This window comes from Streptococcus mitis (assembly GCF_905187495.1).
GTDB lineage: Bacteria > Bacillota > Bacilli > Lactobacillales > Streptococcaceae > Streptococcus > Streptococcus mitis_CU.
The window spans coordinates 61,777-84,736 of sequence record NZ_CAJJIB010000148.1 but is presented as its reverse complement, the minus strand read 5'-3'; the positions used below and the strand labels follow the sequence as shown (position 1 = coordinate 84,736).

The 22,960-nt window shown below is 40.2% G+C and carries 23 protein-coding genes; 4 read left to right on the top strand and 19 right to left on the bottom strand.

Annotation, left to right across the window (positions count from 1 at the left end; translation table 11 throughout):
- Positions 1 to 57: 57 nt before the first annotated feature.
- From metK to JQ843_RS06150, 18 genes are all read right to left on the bottom strand, one after another.
- Positions 58 to 1,248 carry a methionine adenosyltransferase gene (metK, locus tag JQ843_RS06235; protein WP_203180479.1) on the bottom strand — a complete coding sequence of 397 codons (1,191 nt, stop codon included), beginning with the start codon at positions 1,246 to 1,248 and terminating at the stop codon, positions 58 to 60.
- Positions 1,249 to 1,627: 379 nt separating this feature from the next.
- Positions 1,628 to 2,971, bottom strand: coding sequence for a DEAD/DEAH box helicase (locus JQ843_RS06230; RefSeq protein ID WP_203213169.1), 1,344 nt, complete (start codon positions 2,969 to 2,971; stop codon positions 1,628 to 1,630).
- A 138-nt stretch (positions 2,972 to 3,109) separates the two neighbouring features.
- Complete coding sequence (locus JQ843_RS06225; RefSeq protein ID WP_203213168.1) at positions 3,110 to 3,925, bottom strand: endonuclease/exonuclease/phosphatase family protein; 816 nt, start codon at positions 3,923 to 3,925, stop codon at positions 3,110 to 3,112.
- 51 nt (positions 3,926 to 3,976) lie between these two features.
- A complete protein-coding gene (locus JQ843_RS06220; RefSeq protein ID WP_020903476.1) occupies positions 3,977 to 6,157 on the bottom strand; it encodes a PTS transporter subunit IIBC in 2,181 nt (726 codons plus the stop codon).
- Positions 6,158 to 6,336: 179 nt separating this feature from the next.
- The gene (gene ftsX / locus JQ843_RS06215; RefSeq protein WP_000625545.1) at positions 6,337 to 7,263 is read right to left on the bottom strand and encodes a permease-like cell division protein FtsX; all 927 of its coding nucleotides are present in this window, start codon (positions 7,261 to 7,263) and stop codon (positions 6,337 to 6,339) included.
- On the bottom strand, positions 7,256 to 7,948 hold the full coding sequence (gene ftsE, locus JQ843_RS06210) for a cell division ATP-binding protein FtsE (protein WP_000022269.1): 693 nt from the start codon (positions 7,946 to 7,948) through the stop codon (positions 7,256 to 7,258). Before ftsE ends, ftsX begins: the two co-directional genes overlap by 8 nt.
- Positions 7,949 to 7,965: 17 nt before the next feature.
- Positions 7,966 to 9,061 (bottom strand): peptide chain release factor 2 gene (gene prfB / locus JQ843_RS06205; RefSeq protein ID WP_115262371.1). Its coding sequence is split into 2 segments (ribosomal slippage): positions 7,966 to 8,988 and positions 8,990 to 9,061, totalling 1,095 coding nucleotides; the frame shifts between segments, so codons are not numbered across the junction.
- A 108-nt stretch (positions 9,062 to 9,169) separates the two neighbouring features.
- Positions 9,170 to 9,826, bottom strand: coding sequence for a CBS domain-containing protein (locus tag JQ843_RS06200; RefSeq protein WP_000268667.1), 657 nt, complete (start codon positions 9,824 to 9,826; stop codon positions 9,170 to 9,172).
- A 359-nt stretch (positions 9,827 to 10,185) separates the two neighbouring features.
- Positions 10,186 to 10,896: an ABC transporter ATP-binding protein gene (locus JQ843_RS06195; RefSeq protein ID WP_000062200.1), complete on the bottom strand. Its 711-nt coding sequence runs from the start codon at positions 10,894 to 10,896 to the stop codon at positions 10,186 to 10,188.
- Positions 10,896 to 11,660: an ABC transporter ATP-binding protein gene (locus tag JQ843_RS06190; RefSeq protein ID WP_001185997.1), complete on the bottom strand. Its 765-nt coding sequence runs from the start codon at positions 11,658 to 11,660 to the stop codon at positions 10,896 to 10,898. Before JQ843_RS06190 ends, JQ843_RS06195 begins: the two co-directional genes overlap by 1 nt.
- Positions 11,660 to 12,616, bottom strand: coding sequence for a branched-chain amino acid ABC transporter permease (locus JQ843_RS06185; RefSeq protein WP_004256818.1), 957 nt, complete (start codon positions 12,614 to 12,616; stop codon positions 11,660 to 11,662). The genes JQ843_RS06190 and JQ843_RS06185 overlap by 1 nt, the downstream gene beginning before the upstream one ends.
- A 3-nt stretch (positions 12,617 to 12,619) precedes the next feature.
- Positions 12,620 to 13,489 carry a branched-chain amino acid ABC transporter permease gene (locus JQ843_RS06180; protein WP_000941427.1) on the bottom strand — a complete coding sequence of 290 codons (870 nt, stop codon included), beginning with the start codon at positions 13,487 to 13,489 and terminating at the stop codon, positions 12,620 to 12,622.
- A 220-nt stretch (positions 13,490 to 13,709) separates the two neighbouring features.
- Positions 13,710 to 14,870 carry an ABC transporter substrate-binding protein gene (locus JQ843_RS06175; protein ID WP_049486978.1) on the bottom strand — a complete coding sequence of 387 codons (1,161 nt, stop codon included), beginning with the start codon at positions 14,868 to 14,870 and terminating at the stop codon, positions 13,710 to 13,712.
- 67 nt (positions 14,871 to 14,937) lie between these two features.
- Positions 14,938 to 15,225, bottom strand: coding sequence for a YlbG family protein (locus JQ843_RS06170; protein WP_000462118.1), 288 nt, complete (start codon positions 15,223 to 15,225; stop codon positions 14,938 to 14,940).
- 78 nt (positions 15,226 to 15,303) lie between these two features.
- Positions 15,304 to 15,894: an ATP-dependent Clp protease proteolytic subunit ClpP gene (clpP, locus tag JQ843_RS06165; protein WP_000613475.1), complete on the bottom strand. Its 591-nt coding sequence runs from the start codon at positions 15,892 to 15,894 to the stop codon at positions 15,304 to 15,306.
- A 172-nt stretch (positions 15,895 to 16,066) separates the two neighbouring features.
- Entirely contained in the window at positions 16,067 to 16,696 is a 630-nt protein-coding gene (gene upp / locus JQ843_RS06160) for a uracil phosphoribosyltransferase (RefSeq protein ID WP_000515974.1), read from the bottom strand.
- Between the two features lie 88 nt (positions 16,697 to 16,784).
- Positions 16,785 to 17,252 (bottom strand): deoxycytidylate deaminase, encoded by a 468-nt coding sequence (locus JQ843_RS06155; protein WP_000136976.1) that lies wholly within the window; start codon positions 17,250 to 17,252, stop codon positions 16,785 to 16,787.
- Between the two features lie 18 nt (positions 17,253 to 17,270).
- Positions 17,271 to 17,828, bottom strand: coding sequence for a TetR/AcrR family transcriptional regulator (locus JQ843_RS06150; protein ID WP_000004136.1), 558 nt, complete (start codon positions 17,826 to 17,828; stop codon positions 17,271 to 17,273).
- 124 nt (positions 17,829 to 17,952) lie between these two features.
- Here JQ843_RS06150 and JQ843_RS06145 point away from each other — a divergent pair, with 124 nt between their 5' ends.
- The 3 genes from JQ843_RS06145 to JQ843_RS06135 are packed head-to-tail and all read left to right on the top strand — an operon-like array spanning position 17,953 to position 20,598.
- The gene (locus JQ843_RS06145; protein WP_203213167.1) at positions 17,953 to 18,798 is read left to right on the top strand and encodes a DegV family protein; all 846 of its coding nucleotides are present in this window, start codon (positions 17,953 to 17,955) and stop codon (positions 18,796 to 18,798) included.
- A gap of 57 nt (positions 18,799 to 18,855) precedes the next feature.
- Positions 18,856 to 20,028 carry an aminoacetone oxidase gene (aao, locus tag JQ843_RS06140; protein ID WP_023947244.1) on the top strand — a complete coding sequence of 391 codons (1,173 nt, stop codon included), beginning with the start codon at positions 18,856 to 18,858 and terminating at the stop codon, positions 20,026 to 20,028.
- A 48-nt stretch (positions 20,029 to 20,076) separates the two neighbouring features.
- The gene (locus JQ843_RS06135) at positions 20,077 to 20,598 is read left to right on the top strand and encodes a DUF1697 domain-containing protein (RefSeq protein ID WP_084926641.1); all 522 of its coding nucleotides are present in this window, start codon (positions 20,077 to 20,079) and stop codon (positions 20,596 to 20,598) included.
- Between the two features lie 41 nt (positions 20,599 to 20,639).
- On the opposite strand, the gene JQ843_RS06130 is transcribed toward JQ843_RS06135, so the two are convergent.
- Entirely contained in the window at positions 20,640 to 21,380 is a 741-nt protein-coding gene (locus JQ843_RS06130) for a MerR family transcriptional regulator (protein ID WP_203213166.1), read from the bottom strand.
- A 234-nt stretch (positions 21,381 to 21,614) separates the two neighbouring features.
- Here JQ843_RS06130 and JQ843_RS06125 point away from each other — a divergent pair, with 234 nt between their 5' ends.
- Entirely contained in the window at positions 21,615 to 22,955 is a 1,341-nt protein-coding gene (locus JQ843_RS06125) for a sodium-dependent transporter (protein ID WP_203213165.1), read from the top strand.
- Positions 22,956 to 22,960: the final 5 nt, after the last annotated feature.

Below are 22,960 nucleotides of genomic sequence, written 5' to 3'. Positions count from 1 at the left end.
GTTAGATTTTTTCTGTCTAACTCTTGGGGTGCAGTACAAAGTCCCCCTCTTAAGATTTTATTTGACTGCTTCTTTCAAAGCATCTACCTTATCCAAACGTTCCCATGGAAGATCAATATCTGTACGTCCCATGTGACCATAAGCCGCTGTTTGACGGTAAATTGGACGCTTAAGATCCAGCATTTGGATAATTCCTGCTGGGCGAAGATCAAAGATTTGACGAGCCGCTTTTTCAAGTTTGCTTTCAGCTACTGTTCCTGTACCAAAGGTATCGATACGAACAGAAACAGGTTGCGCAACACCGATGGCATAGGCCAATTGCACTTCTGCCTTCTTAGCAAGACCCGCTGCAACGATATTCTTGGCAATATAACGAGCCGCATATGACGCAGAACGGTCCACCTTAGTCGCATCCTTACCAGAGAAGGCACCGCCACCATGACGAGAGTAGCCTCCATAAGTATCTACGATAATCTTACGACCAGTCAAACCTGAGTCCCCTTGAGGCCCACCGATTACAAAACGTCCAGTTGGATTGATGAAGAATTTTGTTTGCCCATCCAAGTAAGAAGCTGGAATAACCTCTTTGATAACCTTGTTAATGACATCATTGTGAATTTGTTCGTTGCTGACTTCTGGATCGTGCTGAGTTGAAATCACGACTGTGTCCACACGTACTGGACGGTCATTTTCATCATATTCAACTGTAACTTGTGATTTAGCATCTGGGCGAAGATAGCTAATTTCACCAGACTTACGAAGTTCTGCCAGACGACGAACCAATTTATGGCTGAGTGAAATTGGCAATGGCATGAGCTCTTCTGTTTCATCCACTGCAAATCCAAACATGAGCCCTTGATCTCCAGCACCAATCAAGTCCAGTGGATCCTGGTCTGCATTTCCACGAACCTCCAAGGCTTCGTTAACGCCTTGAGCAATGTCAGGAGATTGTTCCACCAAAGATGGGTGTACTCCCACTGTCTCAGCAGAAAAACCGTATTCTGTATTGGTATATCCAATCTCTGCAATGGTATCACGAACCACACGGTTAATATCCACATAGGCATTTGTAGAAATTTCACCAAAAACGTGGACAGATCCAGTATATACAGCTGTCTCAGCAGCAACGTGCGCCTCCGGATCCTTAGCTAAAATAGCATCCAAAATCGCATCTGAAATTTGGTCTGCAATCTTATCTGGATGCCCCTCAGATACAGATTCAGACGTGAATAATTTACGTTCTGACATAAAAATGTCCCCCCTTAAAAATAGTGTTATAGAGTTACAAAGTACTGATAGGTATTTTCATTTTCTAAGAGTTACGACGCGAAAGAAATAAAAACGATACTTTTTTATTTCTGAAGCTAGTAAGGCGCATAGGGTGACCGCGTTATAGCGGCAACCGTTGAATGACGAGCGACTACTTTAGAGCCGTCATTCTTTGCGAGTTACAAAGTACTGATAGGAAAACTATTAGTGATAAATGCCTACCATCTTATCGGGACTATATAACTTTATCATTATACCATTTTTAAGCGTAATTTGCAGTCTTTAATGTAGTGTTTCAATGTAGATATTTCGTTCTCATAAATAAAAAAATTGGAGCTCAGCACTCCAACAATTGTTATTAAAATGTTTGACGTTTTGCTTTACGCTCTGCACGACCACGTGCGCGATTTTCAGCGCGCTTGGTCTTGCGGCGTTTTTCATCAACCGCCCATTGAATTTTCTTCTTATAACCTGGTTTGACTTTTTTCTTTTTCTTTTTAACCAAACCAATCATTTCGATATCAAGTTTATCTTGTTTTTTCTCACGGTTGGCACGACGATCACGGTCATAGGTATCTTGAAATTCTCCGTCTTTGACCATCTTAGGAGTAAACTTGATTCCCAATTTCTCCAACTCACGAATATCCGAGTCATCACTTGGCTGATAGAGGGTAATAGCCGTACCTGGTAGACCGTTTCGTCCAGTACGACCAACACGGTGCACAAAGAAAGATAAATCTTGTGGAATGGCATCATTAATGACATGGCTGACACCTTCAATGTCAATCCCACGCGCTGCCAAGTCTGTTGCGACAATGTACTCAAAATCCAGATTTTTCACCTGATTCATGATACGTTTGCGCTCACGAGGGGCAATATCCCCATGGATTTTTGCCACCTTCAAGCCTTGAGCAGTCAGATATGAATGCAACTCATCAGCACGTGTCTTAGTGTTGACAAAAATCATTGCCAAATACGGTTGCATCAACTGAGTCAACTGGTAAATTTGAGCATTCTTATCTCGGCCCTTGGTCGAAATCAACCAATTATCAATGGTATCAGAAATGACCGTTTTGGTCTTGATTTTCTCCATAACAGGATTTGACAAGTATTTTTTCAAGAATGGTTGCAACTTTTGTGGGATAGTCGCTGAGAAGACCATGAATTGCAGGTCTTTTGGAAGGCTTCCAGCAATCTTATCAACAGTTTCTAAGAATCCCATATCCAAGGTCATATCTGCCTCATCGACCACAAAGGTCTTGGCCTTGTGAATAGCTAAATCACCAGATTTAACCAAGTCATAGATACGGCCTGGCGTACCGATAACAATATGAGGTTGGTTGCTTGCTAATTTCTCAATCTGGCGAGCCTTATCTGTCCCCCCCACATAATTAACCACACGAATTTCCACTTCTGAGTGGGCTGCAATCTGACGAGCTGCTTGGTAAATCTGAGTAGCCAACTCACGGCTCGGTGCCGTAATCACTGCTTGTACACTATCGCTAGCTTCATCTAATTGCTGGAAAATCGGCAACAAGAAAGTATGAGTCTTACCTGAACCTGTTTTCGATTCACCGACTAGGTCACGACCTGCCAAGACAATCGGAATCAACTTATCTTGCACCTCTGTAGGAGTTGTAAATTTCAACTCCTCCAAGGCTTCTTTAATATAGTTTTTAAATTGAAATTTCGTAAATGACATAATATCCTCGATTCTATCTATCTGTTCAATTATACCACATTTTATTCCATTTCAGTAGTCTCACTTATTTAGGCTATTTCTAGTAGCTTCTCTAGTAAAAAAGGCTGGAATTTGTGAATCCCAACCTCTTTTCAGTCATTATTTCCAGTTTAAAATAGCATTCAAGCCATAGTGATCACTCACTTGTGGACTCTTGTTACCATCAAATACGACATGTAAATTTTCCACCGCTAACTCCTTGGTAGTAAAAACATAGTCGATTCGAAGGGGTTCTGTGTTCCCCTTCCATCCATCAATTTCTGGTGGAACAGTATAGCTACCACTTCTCTCTTGAGCAACTTCAAATGCGTCTTGTAAGCCTAATGGACTAGCTAAAATTGCTTGGTAACCTTCCTGACCAGCTGGGTTATTGAAATCTCCAGCCAGCAAAAGTGGCTTGTTCAATTCTTTCAAGACAGCCTCAAATCGCGCCCATTCTTCTTGGAAACCTTTATCCCACCAAGAAAGGTGGACACTGGCAACTGCAAGGTCCTTGCCATCAACTACAGTTTCAGCCAGGGCGACACGGCGAGTATGATAGTCTGTTGGATCATCCACATCTGAAACCAAAATTTCTCTTGCTTCAATAGGTGTTTTAGACAAGATAGCCACACCTTCATGGTAGCGGTCATAACCAATATGGTTATAGGCCCAAGTCCAGTAGTAATCTTTCCCTTGCTCTGACAACTTTTCAACCAAAAGTCTAACATAATGGTCTTGGTGAATAGGCTCAGCTGCTGGCAAAGCTTGATAAAGGTCATTAACCTCCACCACTGGCGAAGTGATCTCCTGATTGATTTCTTGGAAACAAATCAAATCATAGTCTTTTTCAAGAATATCCTCAAGCAAAATCTGGAATTTTTCCTCTGCTTCTTTCTCCATCCAACTGTGAGTATTGAGTGTTAAAAATTTCATTCTTTTCTCCCAAAATAAGAGGTTGGAATACAGCTTCCAACCTCAAGTATATTACAATTCTACTTTAGCAACTGCTGTTTTAGCTGCAAGAGAACCTGTTTTTTCTAATTTAACTGATTTAATTGCATCACCATTTGTGAAGACAACTACTGTTGAAGTTTCACGTCCTGCTGCACGGATAGCATCCAAGTCAGCTGTGACAAGAAGATCTCCTGCTGCAACTTTTTGTCCTTCAGCAACATGAACTGTAAATGGTTTACCTTCAAGACTTACTGTGTCCAAACCAATGTGAACCAATACTTCAAGACCTGGTTCAGTCACAATACCAAGAGCATGTTTTGTTGGGAAGATGCTTGATACAGTACCTGAAACTGGAGATACAATGTTTCCATTTGCAGGTTCTACTGCAAATCCATCACCCATCATTTTTTGAGCAAATACTGGATCTTTTACTTGTTCCAAAGCAACAACTTGACCGTCTGCTACTGAGTAAACTTCCTCAGTAAGACCTTTGAAGTGAACAGTGTTTTGTTGTGCTTCAGTCATTTGGCTTGGAAGAGTTTCAGGAATGATTTCACCTGAATCAAGGATATCTTGGATATCAGATTTCAATACGTCTGCTTTTGGACCGTAGATAGCTTGAACTCCTTGTCCTTTCATGACAAGACCCATAGCTCCTTCTGCTTTCCATTGTTCTGCATCACCGACTTTGTCAGCATCTTTTACAGTTACACGAAGACGAGTCATACATGCATCAACATCAACGATGTTTGCACGTCCACCAAGAAGGTTAATAATGTTTACAGCTTGAGAGCCTGCTGCAACTTTCACTTCGCTACTAGCTTCTTCTGAACCTTCAGCAGTTTCATAATTTCCGTTACGTCCTGGAGTTGCGTAGTTGAATTTTTGAATCATGAAGTTTGCGATAAAGTACATGATTACGGCAAAGAGAACAGTTACCCAGATAAAGTTAACGATATCCATACCAATACCAGCATTAATTGCTAGTGGTGTACGAGTCAAGAATTCAATTGAACCGAATGAGTGGACACGTAGGTTTACTACGTCAGCCATAGCGAAGGCAGCACCTTGAACAAGTGAGTAAACAAGATACATAGGTGTTGCTACAAACATGAACATGTATTCGATTGGTTCAGTAACCCCTGTCAAGAATGTTGCAAGAGCTGTCGCAATCATCATACCTTTATATTGATGTTTCTTATCAGCATCGACATTACGGTAGATAGCAACGATCATACCCATCAAGATACCGAATGAACCGATCATTTGTCCAACTTTGAAACGAGCTGGGTGAACAGTATCTAACAATTGTTGGTAGTGACTTGCATCTGTACCTTTAAGGTTAACAAGGTCTGTTACCCATGCAAGCCATAGTGGGTCTTGACCAAATACTTGAGTACCTTTAGCTGCACCAGTTAAAATGTCATAAGTACCACCAAGAGCTGTGTAGTTCATTGGGATAGTCAACATATGGTGAAGACCAAATGGCAAGAGCAAACGTTCCAAAGTACCATACAAGAATGGTGCAAGGATTGGAGCAGTTTCTTGTGAGTTGGCAATCCAGATACCAAAGCTATTGATACCTGTTTGAACTACTGGCCAGAAGGCAGCAAGTAGAATTGCAGCGATTGCTGAACGAAGAATAACTACAAATGGTACGAAACGTTTCCCGTTGAAGAATGAAAGTGCATCAGGAAGTTTACGGAAGTTGTAGTATTTATTGTAAGCAGTTGCCCCTACAAAACCTGAGATAATCCCTACAAACACACCCATGTTCAATGCTGGAGCTTCAAGAACACTAATGAAGTAATCAGCAACTTTGATTGAACCACCAAAGAGAGTTGTGACCATAGCATCTGGATTTTTCAACATATCTCCTGATACACCAAAGATTGTACCAGTGATACGGTTAATCAAGATGAAGGCAAGACCAGCGGCGAAAGCACCACCAGCACGTTCTTTAGCCCAGCTTCCTCCAATTGCTAGGGCAAACAAAATGTGAAGGTTACCGATAACCCCCCAACCAATTTGCTCAAGAATTCCACCTGTAACTACAAGTGGTGCAAAAGTTGGGTTAATCATTACGATAGACTTACCGATTGAAATCATCAAACCAGCAGCCGGCATAACCGCGATAACCACCATCAAAGCCTTACCGAATTTTTGCCAAAACTCGAAAGACAAGACATTTTTGAATGTATCTTTCATCATTCAAATCTCCTTTATTTTTATTTAGGCAAACGTTTTACGAAAACGTTTGCACTTTCTATAATTCAATTATACCACTTTAATTTTTTTTGTAAAGGCTTTTATAAAAAAAAGTAGACTTTTTTCTAAAATTTTTGTAGTAAAAAAGGAGATATTAAAATCTCCTCAAATATACTTCTATTTTAGATTTTCAGGAATCGGCGCATTGAAATTCCTGATCCGATTGAACCGATAAAAATTCCAATCACAAATAATAAGGCAATCATCAGTGGACTGAATACTTCTGGTGATATCATTGAAAGGTTCTGACCAACCAATGACTTATTAACAGATTGGTAAACCATTTTATAGACAATAAATACCAGAACTGATGGAAGTGTTGCTCCAAGCAAACCAATGAAGGCACCTTCAAGCAAGAAAGGTCCGCGGATATAGCCATTCTTAGCACCTACTAAACGCATGATTTGAATTTCACGGCTTCGTGAAATAATGGTGATACGTATAGTATTAGAAATCAAGAACACCGCAATGAAAATCAATAATCCAGCGATAACTAGTCCCCAAACACGAATAAATGAGGCTAACTTAAACAAGCGTTCTGTATTAGCACCACCATCTTGAACTTCTGATACACCTTCGATTTTTTTAGCCTCTTCTGCTACTGTCTTTACATCACTTGGTGTATTTGTATCAACGATATATGCATCATAGAGAGGATTGGCATCGCCTTCAAAGATTTTCCAGTTGTCCCCCATTGTTTCTGTCAACTTTTCATATTGTTCTTCTTTACTTGAAAACGTAACACTTTTAACGGTTGACATACCTTTCAAAGCATCATATACCTTATGGTAGTCGTTATTTGTAACAGTTTGACCTTCTTTTTCAATCGTCTCACTATTATCAGCTACGTCCTTACGAATGTATACCATTACTCGGACATTATTTTCGATATCTGTAGCTAGTTTAGCCGTATTAAAGATAACAGATGCAAATATTGCAACCAAGGTCAAAGTAATCATAACTGAACTAACAGCAGCTACTGTCATCCAGCCATTTCGTTTCAAACTTTTTAACGATTCAAATAAATGACGAAAAAATCTACTAATCATCGTATCCATATTCTCCTTTAGCTTCGTCACGAACGACACGGCCATTTTCAATGGCAATGACACGGTGGCGCAAGGTATTTACAATCTGACTGTTGTGGGTAGCCATCAAGACAGTTGTACCTTGGAGATTGATGCGTTCCAGCAAGTTCATAATTTCCCATGAATTATCTGGGTCCAAGTTTCCTGTTGGTTCGTCCGCAATCAATACTTTTGGATTGTTTACAATGGCACGTGCAATTGCAATCCGTTGCTGTTCTCCCCCTGAAAGTTCATTTGGGAAAGAACGAACCTTATGCTTCAATCCAACCAAGTCTAAGACTTCCATAACACGTTTTTTGATATTACGGCGACTTTCTCCAATTACCTCCATTGCATAAGCAATATTTTCATAAACGGTTTTCTTTGGTAACAGTTTATAATCTTGGAAGACAACCCCAACACTACGACGTAGGAGAGGAACATCTTTCTTTTTAATTTTAACCAGATTAAAACCAGCAACAGATAAGCTTCCTTTTTCGATTTTTACTTCGCGATACAAAGAACGAATAAAGGTTGATTTCCCAGCTCCTGAAGGTCCTACGATGTAAACAAATTCCCCTGGTTGAACGCTTACCGAAACACCACGTAGGGCAGTCGTTCCGTTGTCGTATTTTTTGACGACATCTCTCATTTCAATAATTGACATGTGAGTTCCTTTCTATCTTAGCTGATTCTCCACTTGAGATAGGCATCAATAAAACCATCTAGGTCTCCATCCATAACCTTATCTACTTGTGCAACTTCAAAGTTAGTTCGATGGTCTTTTACCATAGTATATGGCGTGAAAACATAAGAACGAATTTGACTTCCCCATGTGATTTCCTTTTTCTCACCCTTGAGGGAATCGACTTCCGCAGCTTTCTTCTCCTGCTCCATTTGATAGAGCTTAGCCTGCAACATCTTCATGGCACGATCTCTATTTCCATACTGGGTACGATCGACTGTTGACTGAACGACAGTTCCCGTAGGAATGTGTGTCAAACGCACACCTGTGGAAACCTTGTTGACGTTTTGTCCACCAGCACCACCTGAACGGAAAGTATCCATCTTGATATCATCTTCACGGATTTCTACTTCAATAGTATCATCCAATTCTGGCATCACTTCTACAGATGTGAAAGAGGTGTGGCGACGTTTAGCAGAGTCAAATGGTGAAATTCGTACCAAACGGTGTACACCCATTTCTGACTTGAGAAGACCATAGGCATTAGGTCCTTCAAAAGATAAGGTTACTGACTTGATACCAGCTTCATCTCCTGCTTGGTAATCCAATACTTCCACTTTAAAGCCTTTAGCATTTCCATAGCGAGTGTACATACGAAGCAACATATCACCCCAGTCCTGAGCCTCAGTACCACCGGATCCTGGATGGATTTCCAAGATGGCATTATTATGGTCATAAGGTTCTGACAAGAGCAAGGTCATCTCGTAACTGGTCATCATCTTATCAAGTTCTGACAACTGTTCAACCAATTCTTCATGTACCGACTCATCTTCAGCTAAAAAGTCTAATAAAATTTCAACTTCATCCTGCAACTCTTCCATTTTGTGAAAGGTGTTATAGGTGTTTTTTAATTCATTTAATTCTTGCGACGTTTTTTGGGCCGCGATATTATCGTTCCAAAAATCAGGTTCTGTCATCTTGTTTTCCAAGATGGCAATCTCTTCCTCTAAACCTTCGAGGTCAAAGAGACCCCCTGAAAGAAGCTAATTTTTCACGATTTGCGTCAATTTTCTGACGAATTTCTGAAATGTCCATAAATACTCCTTTTTTACATTATTTCATTATAGCATATTTTATCATTTCTTTCCATCTTTTGCTCTAATCCCTTATTACACGTAAAAAGAAGCCTTTCGGCTTCCCTTCTTACAAGACTTTTGCTGAAGTACGAGTAATCTCTTCTACTTGAATATTCTCTGATTCAAATTTTTCTTTCAAGGCTGGTAAATCAATTGATCCATCGATTTGAACTTCGATAATGACCTTACCATCCTTACGCGGAATATTGACTGTATGCGAGATATTCAAATTTTCTTCTACAATCAAAGAAATAATTTTTCCAAGAACGCCAACTTCGTTTTCCGTAACAAAGCGCACACGAATCCCTTCTTCACCATAACCTGCAATTTCAAGAAAGGCTTGGAAAACGTCACGATCCGTAATAACTCCGTATACTTGATGATTATCTACGACAGGAAGAATACCAATCTTATTTTTCAACATCAGATAAGTTGCATCCTCTAGACTCGCATAGCCTGAAACAGTGACAACATCGCGAATCATCACATCTTTTACTTTTGTCTTATTTAGAAGATAATTCATCTCATAGATAGAAAGACTTGTTGCTTTGGATGGACTAGCTTGGGCAATGGTTCCCTCAGTTACCAAACCAACCAATTGATCATTTTCGATAACAGGCAAGCGGTGCAACCCTTGCTCTCTCATCAAATCTGCTGCATGAGATACTGTTGTATCTGGACTAATATAAACTACCTTGCGGGTCATAAAATCTTTAACTGCCATGAGACTTCTCCTTTTCTATTCTTATCCCTATTATACAATCTTTTTGTAAATCTATCAAACGCTTACATTTCTTTTTCAAAATTCAGAAAAGTATGAATAAGCTAGCAAAAAGAGCTCTGAAATCGAGCCCTCTGAATGAATGTAAGAAACGTTTCATTCCATTTTTTTCAATTATTAGAAATTAACCTTTTAATGTAGATAAAGATTGCTTTACAATCTATATCTGTCAACTAAAAAGATCCCCTGGACTATAATGATGATTACTTCGTAATCCTCATCCACCGACTAAAACAATCCAGTGGATTTGATAATTGCTTCGCAATCTTCATCCGCCGACTAAAAAGGTCCCCCGGACCTTTTTAGCCACCTAGATATGCTTTTCTGACTTCTTCTGATGAAGCGAGTTCTTTTCCTGTTCCTGATAGAACGATTTTCCCTGTTTCCAGTACATAGCCTCGGTCAGAGATTGCGAGTGCTTTATTGGCATTTTGTTCAATCAAGAGGACGGTTGTTCCTTGTTTCTGGATGTCTTGAATGATATCAAAAATCTCTTGGATAAAGATTGGGGCAAGTCCCATTGATGGTTCATCTAAAAGAAGAAGTTTTGGTGTTGACATGAGGGCGCGTCCCATGGCAAGCATTTGCTGTTCTCCCCCTGAAAGAGTAGCTGCATCTTGGTTCTTCCGTTCTTCAAGACGAGGAAAGCGTGAGAAAACTTTCTTCAAGTTGGCTTGATTTTCTTCACGATTTTTCTTTAAGAAAGCTCCCATTTCAAGATTTTCCATAACAGTTAAGCCAGGAAAGACGTGGCGTCCTTCTGGAACTTGTGAAAGACCACCTGCCACGATTTTTTGAGCTGGCATTTTTTGGATTTCTTGACCTAAAAATTCAATCTTTCCTGAACTCGGTCTAACCAAACCAGACAAGGTACGGAGAATGGTTGTCTTACCTGCACCATTGGCACCGATAAGGGAAACAACCTCTCCTTCATTTACTTCAAAGCTTACATCACGGACTGCTTGGATCATACCGTAATGCACAGAAAGATTATCAACTTTTAACATAGACATTAGGCTTCACCTCCTAGATAAGCTTCGATAACGCGTTTATTGGTCTTAATTTCGTCTGGAGTTCCCTGAGCAATCAAACGACCATATTCAAGTACGTAGATACGTTCTGTCACTTCCATGACCAGATTCATATCGTGTTCAATCAGCATGATCGTAATCTTAAATTCATCTTTGATACGACGAATTAACTCAGTCAATTCGGCTGTTTCCTGTGGGTTCATACCTGCTGCTGGTTCATCTAAAAAGAGAATTTTAGGTTCCGTAGCGAGAGCACGAACAATTTCCAAACGACGTTGTTGTCCGTAGGCAAGATTTTTAGCAAGAGTTTCTGCATCACCATCTAAATCAAAGATTTTCAACAATTCCAAAGCCTTAGCCTTTAATTCTTTTTCACTCTTGTAAAAAGCTGGTAAGCGTAAGAAACTAGCAAAAACATGTTGTTTGTGATGGTTGCCAAAAGCAATCAAAACATTGTCCAAAACTGTTAAATCTTTAAAGAGACGGATATTTTGGAATGTACGTCCAAGTCCCAAAGAAGCAATCTTATAAGGTGACTTTCCATTCAAAAGGTGACCATCTAGTGTTACTGTTCCCTCACTTGGTTCATAAACACCTGTCAAGAGATTGAAAAGGGTGGTTTTACCAGCTCCATTTGGACCGATTAGTCCAACCAATTCCCCTTCGTTCAATTCAAGAGTCACATCTCCAACAGCTGTTAGACCGCCAAAATGTTTGGTTAACTGTTTTACTTCAAGTAATGCCATTAGTTTTGTTCCTCCTTCTTAGATTTTTTAAAGAAACGTGATAGGCTCAATTCCCATGTCCCAAGTAGTCCACCTGGTCTGAAAATCATTACCAATACCAAGGCCAAAGCATAAATAATCATACGCACACTAGCAACATCTTGGAGAAGCATATTCAAAATTCCAAGAACAATAGCTGAAACAATAGCACCTGTAATGGAACCAAGTCCACCAAAGACAACAATGATCAAAACGTTGATTGAGTTGATGAAAGTGTAATCTTTCGGTACAACTGAACCGATAAATCCTGCCTGAAGTGACCCTGCAATACTTGCAGTAATAGCACCAAAGACGAAGGCGATGATTTTAATCTTAGTCGTATTAACCCCAACTGACTCAGCAGCGATTTCATCCTCACGAACAGAGAGAGTTGAACGACCAATTGGACTACGCAAAAAGTTCAAGGTTGCAATGGTTGTAATCACGACAAAGAAGTAAACCATTTGCCAGGTTGTAAAGTTAGGAATTCCCAAGATACCTGCTGCACCATTTGTAAGGCTTCCACCATTGATGATAAAGATACGGATAATTTCAGAAACACCGAGAGTTGCTACCGCAAGGTAATCCCCCTTCAAGCGTAAGGTTGGAATTCCGACAAGCAAGGCAACTGCTCCTGAAAGCAAAGCACCTAACAGCATGGCTCCAAAGAAGGCACCGTAGGTTGGTGATTTAGAACCAATAATAGCAGCGGCATAGGCACCAATCGCCATGAAACCAGCATGACCAAGTGAAAATTGGCCTGAAAAACCAACGATTAAGTTGAGACCAACAGCCAGAATAATATTAATTCCGATTTGTTGTAAAATCTGTACATAGAATAGATTGAGTACTCCGACTGAAACCAATACACTAATCAAGCCATAGCCAGCTAACAAAAGGAGTAACCATAGAATATTAACTTTTAAATTTTCTTTCATCGTTTACACCTTCTCTTTCACATTTTTACCAAGGATACCAGCTGGGCGGACAATCAAGATCAACAACAAGATTCCATAAACAATAGCATCACGGAAGTCTGACATTCCAAAGGCTGTCGCAAAGGTTTCCAATAGACCAATCACAAAACCACCAAGAGCTGCACCAGGAATAATTCCGATACCACCAAGTACTGCGGCAACGAAAGATTTAAGACCTGGAGTAACTCCCATCAAAGGCTCAAGAGAGTTATAATAGAGGGCAATCAGAACACCAGCCGCACCCGCAAGAGCTGACCCCAAAGCGAAGGTAAAGCTGATAGTACGGTTTACATTGATCCCCATCAATTGCGCCGCATCGCTATCTACGGATACTGCACGCATGGCTTTCCCCATCTTAGTCTTTTGGACAATGACTTGTAACAAAATCATCAAAATCAAGGAAATGGCCAAAATCATTAACTGCACGTTTGTTAGGCTAACTGGTCCCAAATCATAGCGAACTGTTTGAATCGCTTGAGGGAAGGCACGGGTATTAGCACCAACCAGATAGACCATCCCATATTCCAATAGGAAAGAAACCCCAATAGCTGTAATCAAAACAGCAATACGAGTAGAGTGACGCAAAGGTCGGTAAGCAAGGAACTCAATCACGACACCAAGAATGGCTGTCGCTAACATAGCTACAATAAGAGCTACAAAGAAATTCATTTGGAAAGAATTAATCAAGAAATAACCGATAAAGGCTCCCATCATATAAATATCACCGTGGGCGAAGTTGATGAGCTTGATAATTCCGTAAACCATGGTATATCCTAGGGCTAACAGCGCATAAACACTACCTAGAATCAAACCATTTACTAGTTGTTGGAGCATAAGATTCACTCTTTCTATTTATAATTTCGAGGGTTTTCCCTCACTTTTTATAAGTTCTTATACTCAATAAAAATCAAAGAGCAAACTAGGAAACTAGCCACAGGCTGTACTTGAGTACGGCAAGGCGACGTTGACGCAGTTTGAATTTGATTTTTGAAGAGTATTAAACATCGAAACAGGGAGTGAGTCAAAGGCTCATTCCCTATTTCAACATTTTCTATTATGGTTTTACAACTTCTGCTGCTTCAACCTTACCATTGTTCATGGTCATCATGTAAGCAGTTTTGACTGTGTTGTGGTCTGCATCGAAGCTTGTTTGACCAGTTACACCTTCAAAATCTTTTGTTTTAGCAAGGTTATCCTTGATTTCGCCAGAGTTTTTAGCACCTTTTGCTGCGTTTGCTACAAGGTGAACTGAGTCATAAGCCAAGGCTGCAAATGTTGAAGGCTCTTCGTTGTACTTAGCACGGTAAGCATCAAGGAAAGCTTTTGCTTTAGCTGAAACTTCTACAGTAGTTGAGAAGCCTGAGATAAAGTAGATGTTTGATGCTTTTTCAGGAGTTGCTTGTTGTACAAACTCTTCACCGTTGAATCCATCACCACCAACGATTGGTTTGTCAATTCCCATACCACGCGCTTGGTTTACAATTTTACCAGCTTCAGTGTAGTAACCAGGAACGATGATAGCATCAAAATCTTTCCCTTTCATTTTTGTAAGGGCTGCTTGGAAGTCTGTGTCACCTGCTACGAAAGTTTCATCTGCAACGATTTCACCTTTGTAAGCTTCACGGAAGGCTTTGGCAATACCTTTAGCATAGTCGCTAGCATTATCAGTGTAAAGAACAACTTTCTTAGCTTGCAATTTTTCAGAAACATAGTTTGAGATAATTTTTCCTTGGAAGCTATCTTGGAAAGTTCCGATAAAGAGGTAATCTTGACCTTTAGTCAATCCATCTTGAGTCGCACTTGGCGAAATCAATGGAACACCTGCTTTTGTAGCGTTAGCTACAGCAGCTGCAGTTGCACCAGATGTCGCAGGTCCTACGATTGCTGATACCTTAGATTGGGTTACTAGGTTAGTTGTTACTGAAGCCGCCTCAGCAGTTTCAGATTTATTATCTTTATCAACTACTTCGATTTGTTTTCCGTCGATACCACCTGCTGCATTGATTTCATCAACGGCAAGTTGGGCACCTTTTTGTTCAGATGTTCCGTAGGCAGCTACGGCACCAGTTTCTTCGAAGTTAAATCCAATTTTGATTGTCTTTTCCTCTACTGAGTTACCAGCAGCGTTTGACGCTCCAGACTTCACTTCTCCACAGGCTGCAAGAAGTGCTACACTTGCAAGCGCCACAAACGATAGGGCAAATTTTTTCTTCATCTTTTTTTGTCTCCTTATTTCTTAAATAAATAGCATGTTAAGAATATACCGAATTATCAGAAAATTGTCAACACTTTTCTTGAACTTTTTCGATGATAACGTTTTCCTCTCGATGAAGATTGCCCACAAAGGGTGTTTCCAGCTCTTGGATATGACAAACCCTGACTTTTTTTATAAACTTTTCCTTGCCCAAGCGCCCGACCAATTGCTCCATTTCTTGAGTTGGAACATAGAGTTGTAAGTAACGATGTTTCTTGGAATGATAGGTAATATCTCCATAATCCTGCAATTTTTTGGCATCACGATTATAGTAAAGATAGATAATCAAGCCAGATCGATTGACTTTTTCAAACATGATAAATCCTCTTTCTAAGAAATCTCTCCCTATTATACCAAAAAAAGCAAACCCAGTCGAGTTTGCCTTCTTTGATCATTAATTCAATGAATTGTTGGCCATGATTTCATCAATAAAGCCATATTCAAGTGTTTCTTGGGCACTCATCCAGTTATCGCGTTCTGCATCTGCGTGAACTTTTTCGATTGACTGACCTGAATTTTCAGCCAAGATTTTTTCCAAGGTATTACGAGTTTTAAGCAAGTGTTCTGCAGCGATCGCCATATCGGTTTGCTGAGTACCTCCACCTGTACCACCCATTGGTTGGTGGATCATATACTCTGCATTTGGAAGCATGAAACGTTTGCCTTTTGCTCCACTTGATGCAATGACCGTCCCCATAGATGCTGCCATTCCCATAACAATGGTTTGGACATCTGCCTTGATAAAGTTCATGGTATCAACGATTGCCAAACCAGCTGAAACGGAACCACCAGGTGTATTGACATAAAGGTAAATATCCTTTGTACTATCTTGGGCATCCAAGAAAAGCAACTGGGCAATAACAGAGTTGGCCATATTGTCTTCAACTGGGCCTGTCAGCATAATGATGCGGTCTTTAAGAAGACGTGAGTAAATATCGTAGGAACGTTCTCCACGGCTTGTTTGTTCAATAACTACAGGAATCATTTATTTCTCCTTTTGAGTTTTAATTTTATTGGTCAAATGACTGAAGATAAGACTATTATAATATCTTGGTCAAAAAAGGTCAAATTTTTGCTCTGTTTTCATTAGACAGAAACAAAAATTCAACCTCCTTTCGTGACTGGAAATCCTTTTCCAAGTCAATCTCTTTTTTATTTTATTTTGTACCGAACAAGCGGTCCCCAGCATCTCCAAGACCTGGAACGATATAACCGTGTTCGTTCAAGCGTTCATCCAAGGCTGCTGTAAAGATTTCTACATCTGGATGAGCTTCTTGAAGGGCTTTAACACCTTCTGGAGCAGATACAAGGCAGACAAATTTGATATTTGATGCGCCACGTTTTTTAAGAGAATCAACAGCCAAGATTGCTGAGCCACCTGTTGCCAACATTGGGTCTACCACAAAAATTTGACGTTGGTCAATATCTTCAGGCAATTTCACCAAGTACTCAACTGGTTGAAGCGTTTCTTCATCACGGTACATACCGATGTGGCCAACTTTAGCAGCTGGAACCAAGCTCAAAAGTCCATCAACCATCCCGATACCTGCACGCAAGATTGGAACGATAGCCAATTTCTTACCTGCCAATTGTTTTTGAACTGTTTTTGTGATTGGTGTTTCGATTTCCACATCTTCTAGTGGAAGATCACGAAGTACTTCATATCCCATCAACATTGCAATCTCATCTACTAGCTCACGGAAAGCTTTTGTAGAAGTATCTGTACGACGTAAGATTGACAATTTGTGTTGAATCAGTGGATGATTAATAACTTCAATTTTTCCCATTTTTGGAATTCCTTCTTTCAATTTATTCTTCTTATTATACCAAAAAACGGTTTAAAAATCTTTCTAAACCATTTATTTTTGATATTTTTTACATTAGATCAGCCTCTTTAAGAGCTGTCTGTACTGTCTCAAGTGGTAAATGAGTCAATTCTGTCCCCTTTTCTTGATAAAGGTATTGGGCGTAGTCGTCCATTCTGTACTGGTTGATATAAACCACACGCTTGCAACCAACCTGAAGCAATTGTTTTGTACAGTTTAGACATGGAAAGTGGGTCACATAGGCTGTAAAGCCTTTGGGAACCCCACGTTCTGCACCTTGGAGAATGGCATTAACCTCAGCGTGAAGAGTTCGAACACAGTGGCCTTCAATAACCAGACATTCGTGGTCAATACAATGCTCGGTTCCTGACACTGAACCATTGTAACCAGTGGAAATAACCTTATTATCTTTTACCAGAATCGCGCCCACTTTGGCACGTTTACAAGTGGAACGATTGGCAATTAGTAGAGCTTGGGCTGCAAAATACTCATCCCAGGCCAGTCTTTTTTCAGTCATATCTCTTCTCCTTTTTCTCTATTTTTTAAAAAATGGTAACCGTAAATCTGCAATCTTTTCAGCAGGTACCTTCATGCCATCCTTGATCCATTTTAAAAGGACTGAGACGATGGCTGAGCTCCAAAAGGAATGAAGATAAGAGCTGACACCTTTTGATTTTCCATGGTATTTTTCCAGAAACTCCTGCATGGCTTGGACAAAGATTTTTTCCAGATGGTAATCCAAGGCCAGTTGAATCACTCTGGCTTCCTTTCTGGCTTCCCGGAAAAGGTGAACCCAGACCAGATAAAGGTCTGTCTTTAAATCATAATGATGCAACTGTTCCATAATATTGTGGACAGTTCGTTTAAAGACACTTTCTAAAATCTCCTCTTTGGAATCATAATTGCGATAAAAGGCCGCACGAGAAACGCCTGCACGTTTGACCAATTCAGAAATACTAATCTTGGTCAAGTCCTTTTTTTCCAAGAGTTGCAAGAGGGCTGTTTCGATGGCTTCTCTAGTTAATAAATTGGATTCTTGGTTTGATTTTCTGAGATTTTCAAGAGACTTTTCAGAGATTCTACGTTCAGACATAACATTTTCTTTCTACTTGTCACAACAGACGGATGAGGCTTTTGTTTCAAGGGCTTTCATGATATAATTGTAAAAAAAGACAGAACCTTTGTCAATGTATAACTGACAAAGATGGAGAATTTCTATGACTTGGAAGATTATTGCTGACTCTGGTTGTGATTATCGTCAGCTGGCAACACCAGCTATTGACACGACCTTTGTAAGTGTCCCCTTAACCATTCAAGTAGCTGATCAGATTTTTGTTGATGATGCCAGTCTTGATATTGACCAAATGATGGAAACCATGTATGCAACTGCAGAAGCTTCAAAATCAGCTTGTCCAAGTCCAGATGACTATTTGCGAGCATTTGAAGGTGCCAAAAACATTTTCCTAGTAACCATCACAGGTACTCTCTCTGGCAGTCACAATAGTGCTCAACTAGCAAAAAATATTTATCTGGAAGAACATCCTGATACTAAAATTCATATAATTGATAGTTTGTCTGCTGGTGGGGAAGTTGACTTGCTCGTAGAAAAATTGAATGACTTGATCGACCAGGGCTTATCTTTTGAAGAAGTGGTTGAAGCTATCACCGCCTATCAAGAAAAAACCAAGTTACTTTTTGTCCTAGCTAAAGTCGATAACTTGGTGAAGAACGGCCGTTTGAGCAAGCTTATCGGTACGGTCGTTGGCCTTCTCAATATCCGTATGGTCGGAGAAGCTAGTGAAACTGGAACTCTCGAATTGCTACAAAAAGCACGAGGACCAAAGAAATCAGTTCAAGCTGCCTATGATGAAATCATTAAAGCTGGATATGCTGGTGGCCGTATTGTCATGGCCCAACGTAATAACGAGAAATGTTGCCAACAGCTTTCAGACCGAATACGTGAAACCTTCCCACAGGCGGATATTAAAATTCTCCCAACATCTGGTCTCTGCAGTTTTTATGCAGAAGATGGTGGTTTGCTGATGGGGTATGAAATTGATTAATTGCATTCTTGACAAGAGGTGACTTCATCTCTTGTTTTTTTGTGGTACAATAGAGCTATGAAACATTTTGATACTATCGTCATTGGTGGAGGTCCTGCTGGTATGATGGCTACGATTTCCAGTAGCTTTTATGGACAGAAAACCCTCCTCATCGAAAAAAATCGGAAACTTGGAAAAAAATTAGCTGGTACTGGTGGGGGACGTTGCAATGTAACCAACAACGGAACTCTAGATGACCTACTAGCTGGCATCCCTGGAAATGGGCGCTTTCTCTACAGTGTCTTCTCCCAATTTGATAACCATGATATCATTAATTTTTTTACAGAAAATGGTGTTAAACTTAAGGTCGAAGACCACGGACGCGTCTTTCCTGCTAGTGACAAGTCTCGGACCATTATCGAGGCCTTGGAAAAGAAAATCACTGAACTCGGTGGTCGAGTTGCTACTCAAACGGAGATTGTTTCGGTTAAAAAGATAGACGACCAGTTTGTCCTTAAGTCCGCAGACCAAACCTTCACTTGTGAGAAACTCATTGTCACAACTGGTGGGAAATCCTATCCCTCTACTGGTTCGACTGGTTTTGGTCACGAGATTGCCCGTCATTTTAAGCATACCATTACCGATCTTGAAGCCGCTGAAAGTCCTTTGTTGACAGATTTTCCACACAAGGCCTTGCAAGGAATTTCATTGGACGATGTGACCCTAAGCTATGGTAAGCATGTCATCACTCACGATTTGCTCTTTACCCACTTTGGTTTGTCAGGCCCTGCTGCTCTGCGTATGTCCAGCTTTGTCAAGGGCGGAGAGGTTCTCTCACTGGATGTTCTACCTCAACTTTCTGAGAAAGACTTGGCTACATTTCTAGAAGAAAATCGGGAAAAATCTCTAAAAAATGCCTTAAAAACTTTACTTCCAGAACGCTTGGCAGAATTTTTTGTGCCAGGCTATCCTGACAAAGTCAAACAACTGACTGAAAAGGAACGCGAACAACTTGTCCAGTCTATCAAGGGACTTAAAATTCCTGTAACTGGTAAAATGTCCCTTGCTAAGTCCTTTGTTACCAAAGGGGGCGTCAGTCTCAAGGAAATCAATCCCAAAACTCTAGAAAGTAAGCTGGTACCTGGACTCCACTTTGCTGGCGAGGTACTGGATATCAATGCCCACACGGGTGGGTTTAACATCACTTCTGCCCTCTGTACTGGTTGGGTGGCGGGATCAAACCCAATCTAAATCTGAATTATTTAATGGCTAAATCAGCCCCAAAAGAAAGGAAGTCCTTTGGAACATATTATCTTGTTAAGGGGAGTTACTCCTAATGGAAAAAATGCTATCCCTAAAATGTCTTATCTAGTAGATATCTTAACAGAAGCCGGTTTTCAACAAGTTCGAACCTATATTCAAAGTGGTAATATCATTCTTGAAAGTAACTTAGCCTTAGAAAAAATACGAGAACAGGTTCATACTCTAATAAAGAAAAAGATTGGAGCCGATCTCAAAATAATCATTAAGAATAAGGATATTTTTAAAAACATTGTCCAAGAAAACCCTTTTGGAGAACACTATCTTTATGACCGTATACACGTGATTTTTTATCAAGAATCTATTCAAAGCCTCCCTTTAGACAAATTGAAAATTGATTACGGTGAAGAAGAAATTTGTATCGGTAACCACTGCCTTTACCTCTATCTCCCTAGAACTGCTAAACAAAAGAAACTCCATACCAACTATCTTGAAAAGCTTTTTAATGTAGATTTGACCATGCGAAAACTAAATGTGGTAGAAAAATTATTAAGAAAATAGTGCTTGAATTTAGTAAAAATCGGAAGAATGCTCCTCCGATTTTATTTTGTCTGAGTTTGGACATAATAGGCAATGACATCTGATGTGTACTGGGCTGTTCCAGGTCCAAATTTGTCAATGTTTTCCTTAAATTCTGGGTTGTAGACGTAGCCTTTACCGATATAACCAAATACCTCAATAGAGCAGTCAAATCCATAAGTACGGATGGCTTGCAAGAGTTTAGCGGATTCTTCTTGATTTTCGGTTGCTGTTACAGGTAGACCAGCTTGAAGATTTTGTGCCAAAGCTTGAAAAACTTGGTTGAAGGCAGCTGTAGCCTCGTCTTCGTGACCTTTCTGGCGCTCGAGCGCTTGGTCCATGACTTCTTGTCCATATTTCTCTACCGCCTCGTGGTGGTATTTTTGATGGTCTTGGTAGTTAAATCCAGCAAATTTCTCTTGAATGCTCATTTCTCTTTCTCCTTTTTGTTCTTGAATGGTTTTTTGCAAGGTTGAAATCAAGGTATCCAGATGTTCCCTTTCTCGAGTCAAATAGTCCAACTGCCTGGTCAAATGAGGCAATAAATTTGATCTATCTTCCTTTAATAGCTCTGCTATTTTTTCTAAAGAAAAGCCTAGATATTTGTAGTAAAGAATGACTTGAAGGCGTTCCAAATCCTCTTTACTGTAGATTCGATAGCCGTTTTCCGACTTTAAAGGAACCAAAAGTCCTATCTTGTCGTAGTGGTGTAGGGTTTTGACAGATACGCCCGAAAGCTGGGCAGCTTCTTTTATATGGTACATGATTTCCTCCTTACATTGATAGTATAACCCCTTCCCTTAGGTCAGAGTCAAGCGTTTTTGCGAAATTTTTTACTTTATCATAACATGAAAATGGTTTTCTTGACAGACCTTAGAAAACATGATAGGATAGTCAAGTCTATCAATCAAAAGAAACGCTCATTTTGAGTACTTATGAGGCTAGTTGCCAAGGGCAGTAGCTTTTTCTTTTGTAACACTATTTTTAGGAGTTTAACTATGTCTGAAAAATCGCAATGGAGTTCTAAACTGGGCTTTATCCTAGCATCTGCTGGTTCAGCTATCGGACTTGGTGCCGTTTGGAAATTCCCCTACATGACTGCTGCTAACGGTGGAGGAGGCTTTTTACTGGTCTTTCTCATCTCCACTATTTTAATTGGTTTCCCCCTTTTGCTTGCAGAATTTACCCTCGGCCGAAGCGCTGGTGTCTCAGCTATCAAAACCTTTGGAAAACTGGGCAAGAATAGCAAGTACAACTTTATCGGTTGGATTGGTGCCTTTGCCCTTTTTATCCTTTTATCGTTTTACAGTGTTATTGGGGGCTGGATTCTGGTTTATCTAGGCATTGAGTTTGGAAAATTGTTCCAAATTGGTGGAACGGGGGATTACGCTCAGTTATTTACTTCAATCATTTCAAATCCAGACATTGCCCTAGGAGCTCAAGCGGCCTTTATCTTATTGAATATCTTTATTGTATCACGTGGGGTTCAAAAAGGGATTGAAAGAGCTTCGAAAGTCATGATGCCCCTGCTCTTTATCATCTTTGTTGTCATCATTGGGCGCTCTCTCAGTTTGCCAAATGCCATGGAAGGGGTTCTTTACTTCCTAAAACCAGACTTCTCTAAGCTGACAAGTGCTGGTCTCCTCTATGCTCTGGGACAATCTTTCTTTGCCCTCTCACTAGGGGTTACAGCCATGCTGACATATGCTTCTTATTTGGACAAAAAAACCAATCTAGTCCAGTCAGGGATTTCCATCGTAGCCATGAATATTTCAGTATCTATCATGGCGGGTCTAGCCATTTTCCCAGCCATGTCAGCCTTCAATATCCAATCTGAAGGGGGACCGAGCCTGCTCTTTATCGTCTTGCCTCAGCTCTTTGACAAGATGCCTTTTGGAACCATTTTCTACATCCTCTTCCTCATGCTCTTCCTCTTTGCGACGGTCACTTCTTCTGTCGTTATGTTGGAAATCAATGTAGGCAATATCACCAATCAGGACAACAGCAAGCGTGCCAAATGGAGTGTTATTTTAGGAATTTTGACCTTTGTCTTTGGAATCCCTTCAGCCCTATCTTACGGTATTATGGCAGATGTTCATATTTTTGGGAAGACCTTCTTTGATGCTATGGACTTCTTGGTTTCCAATCTCCTTATGCCATTTGGAGCTCTCTGCCTTTCACTTTTTACAGGCTATATCTTTAAAAAGGCTCTTGCAATGGAGGAACTTCATCTCGATGAAAAAGCATGGAAACAGGGACTGTTCCAAATCTGGCTCTTCCTTCTTCGTTTCATCATTCCAATCATCATCATCGTGGTCTTTATCGCCCAATTTATGTAATCAAA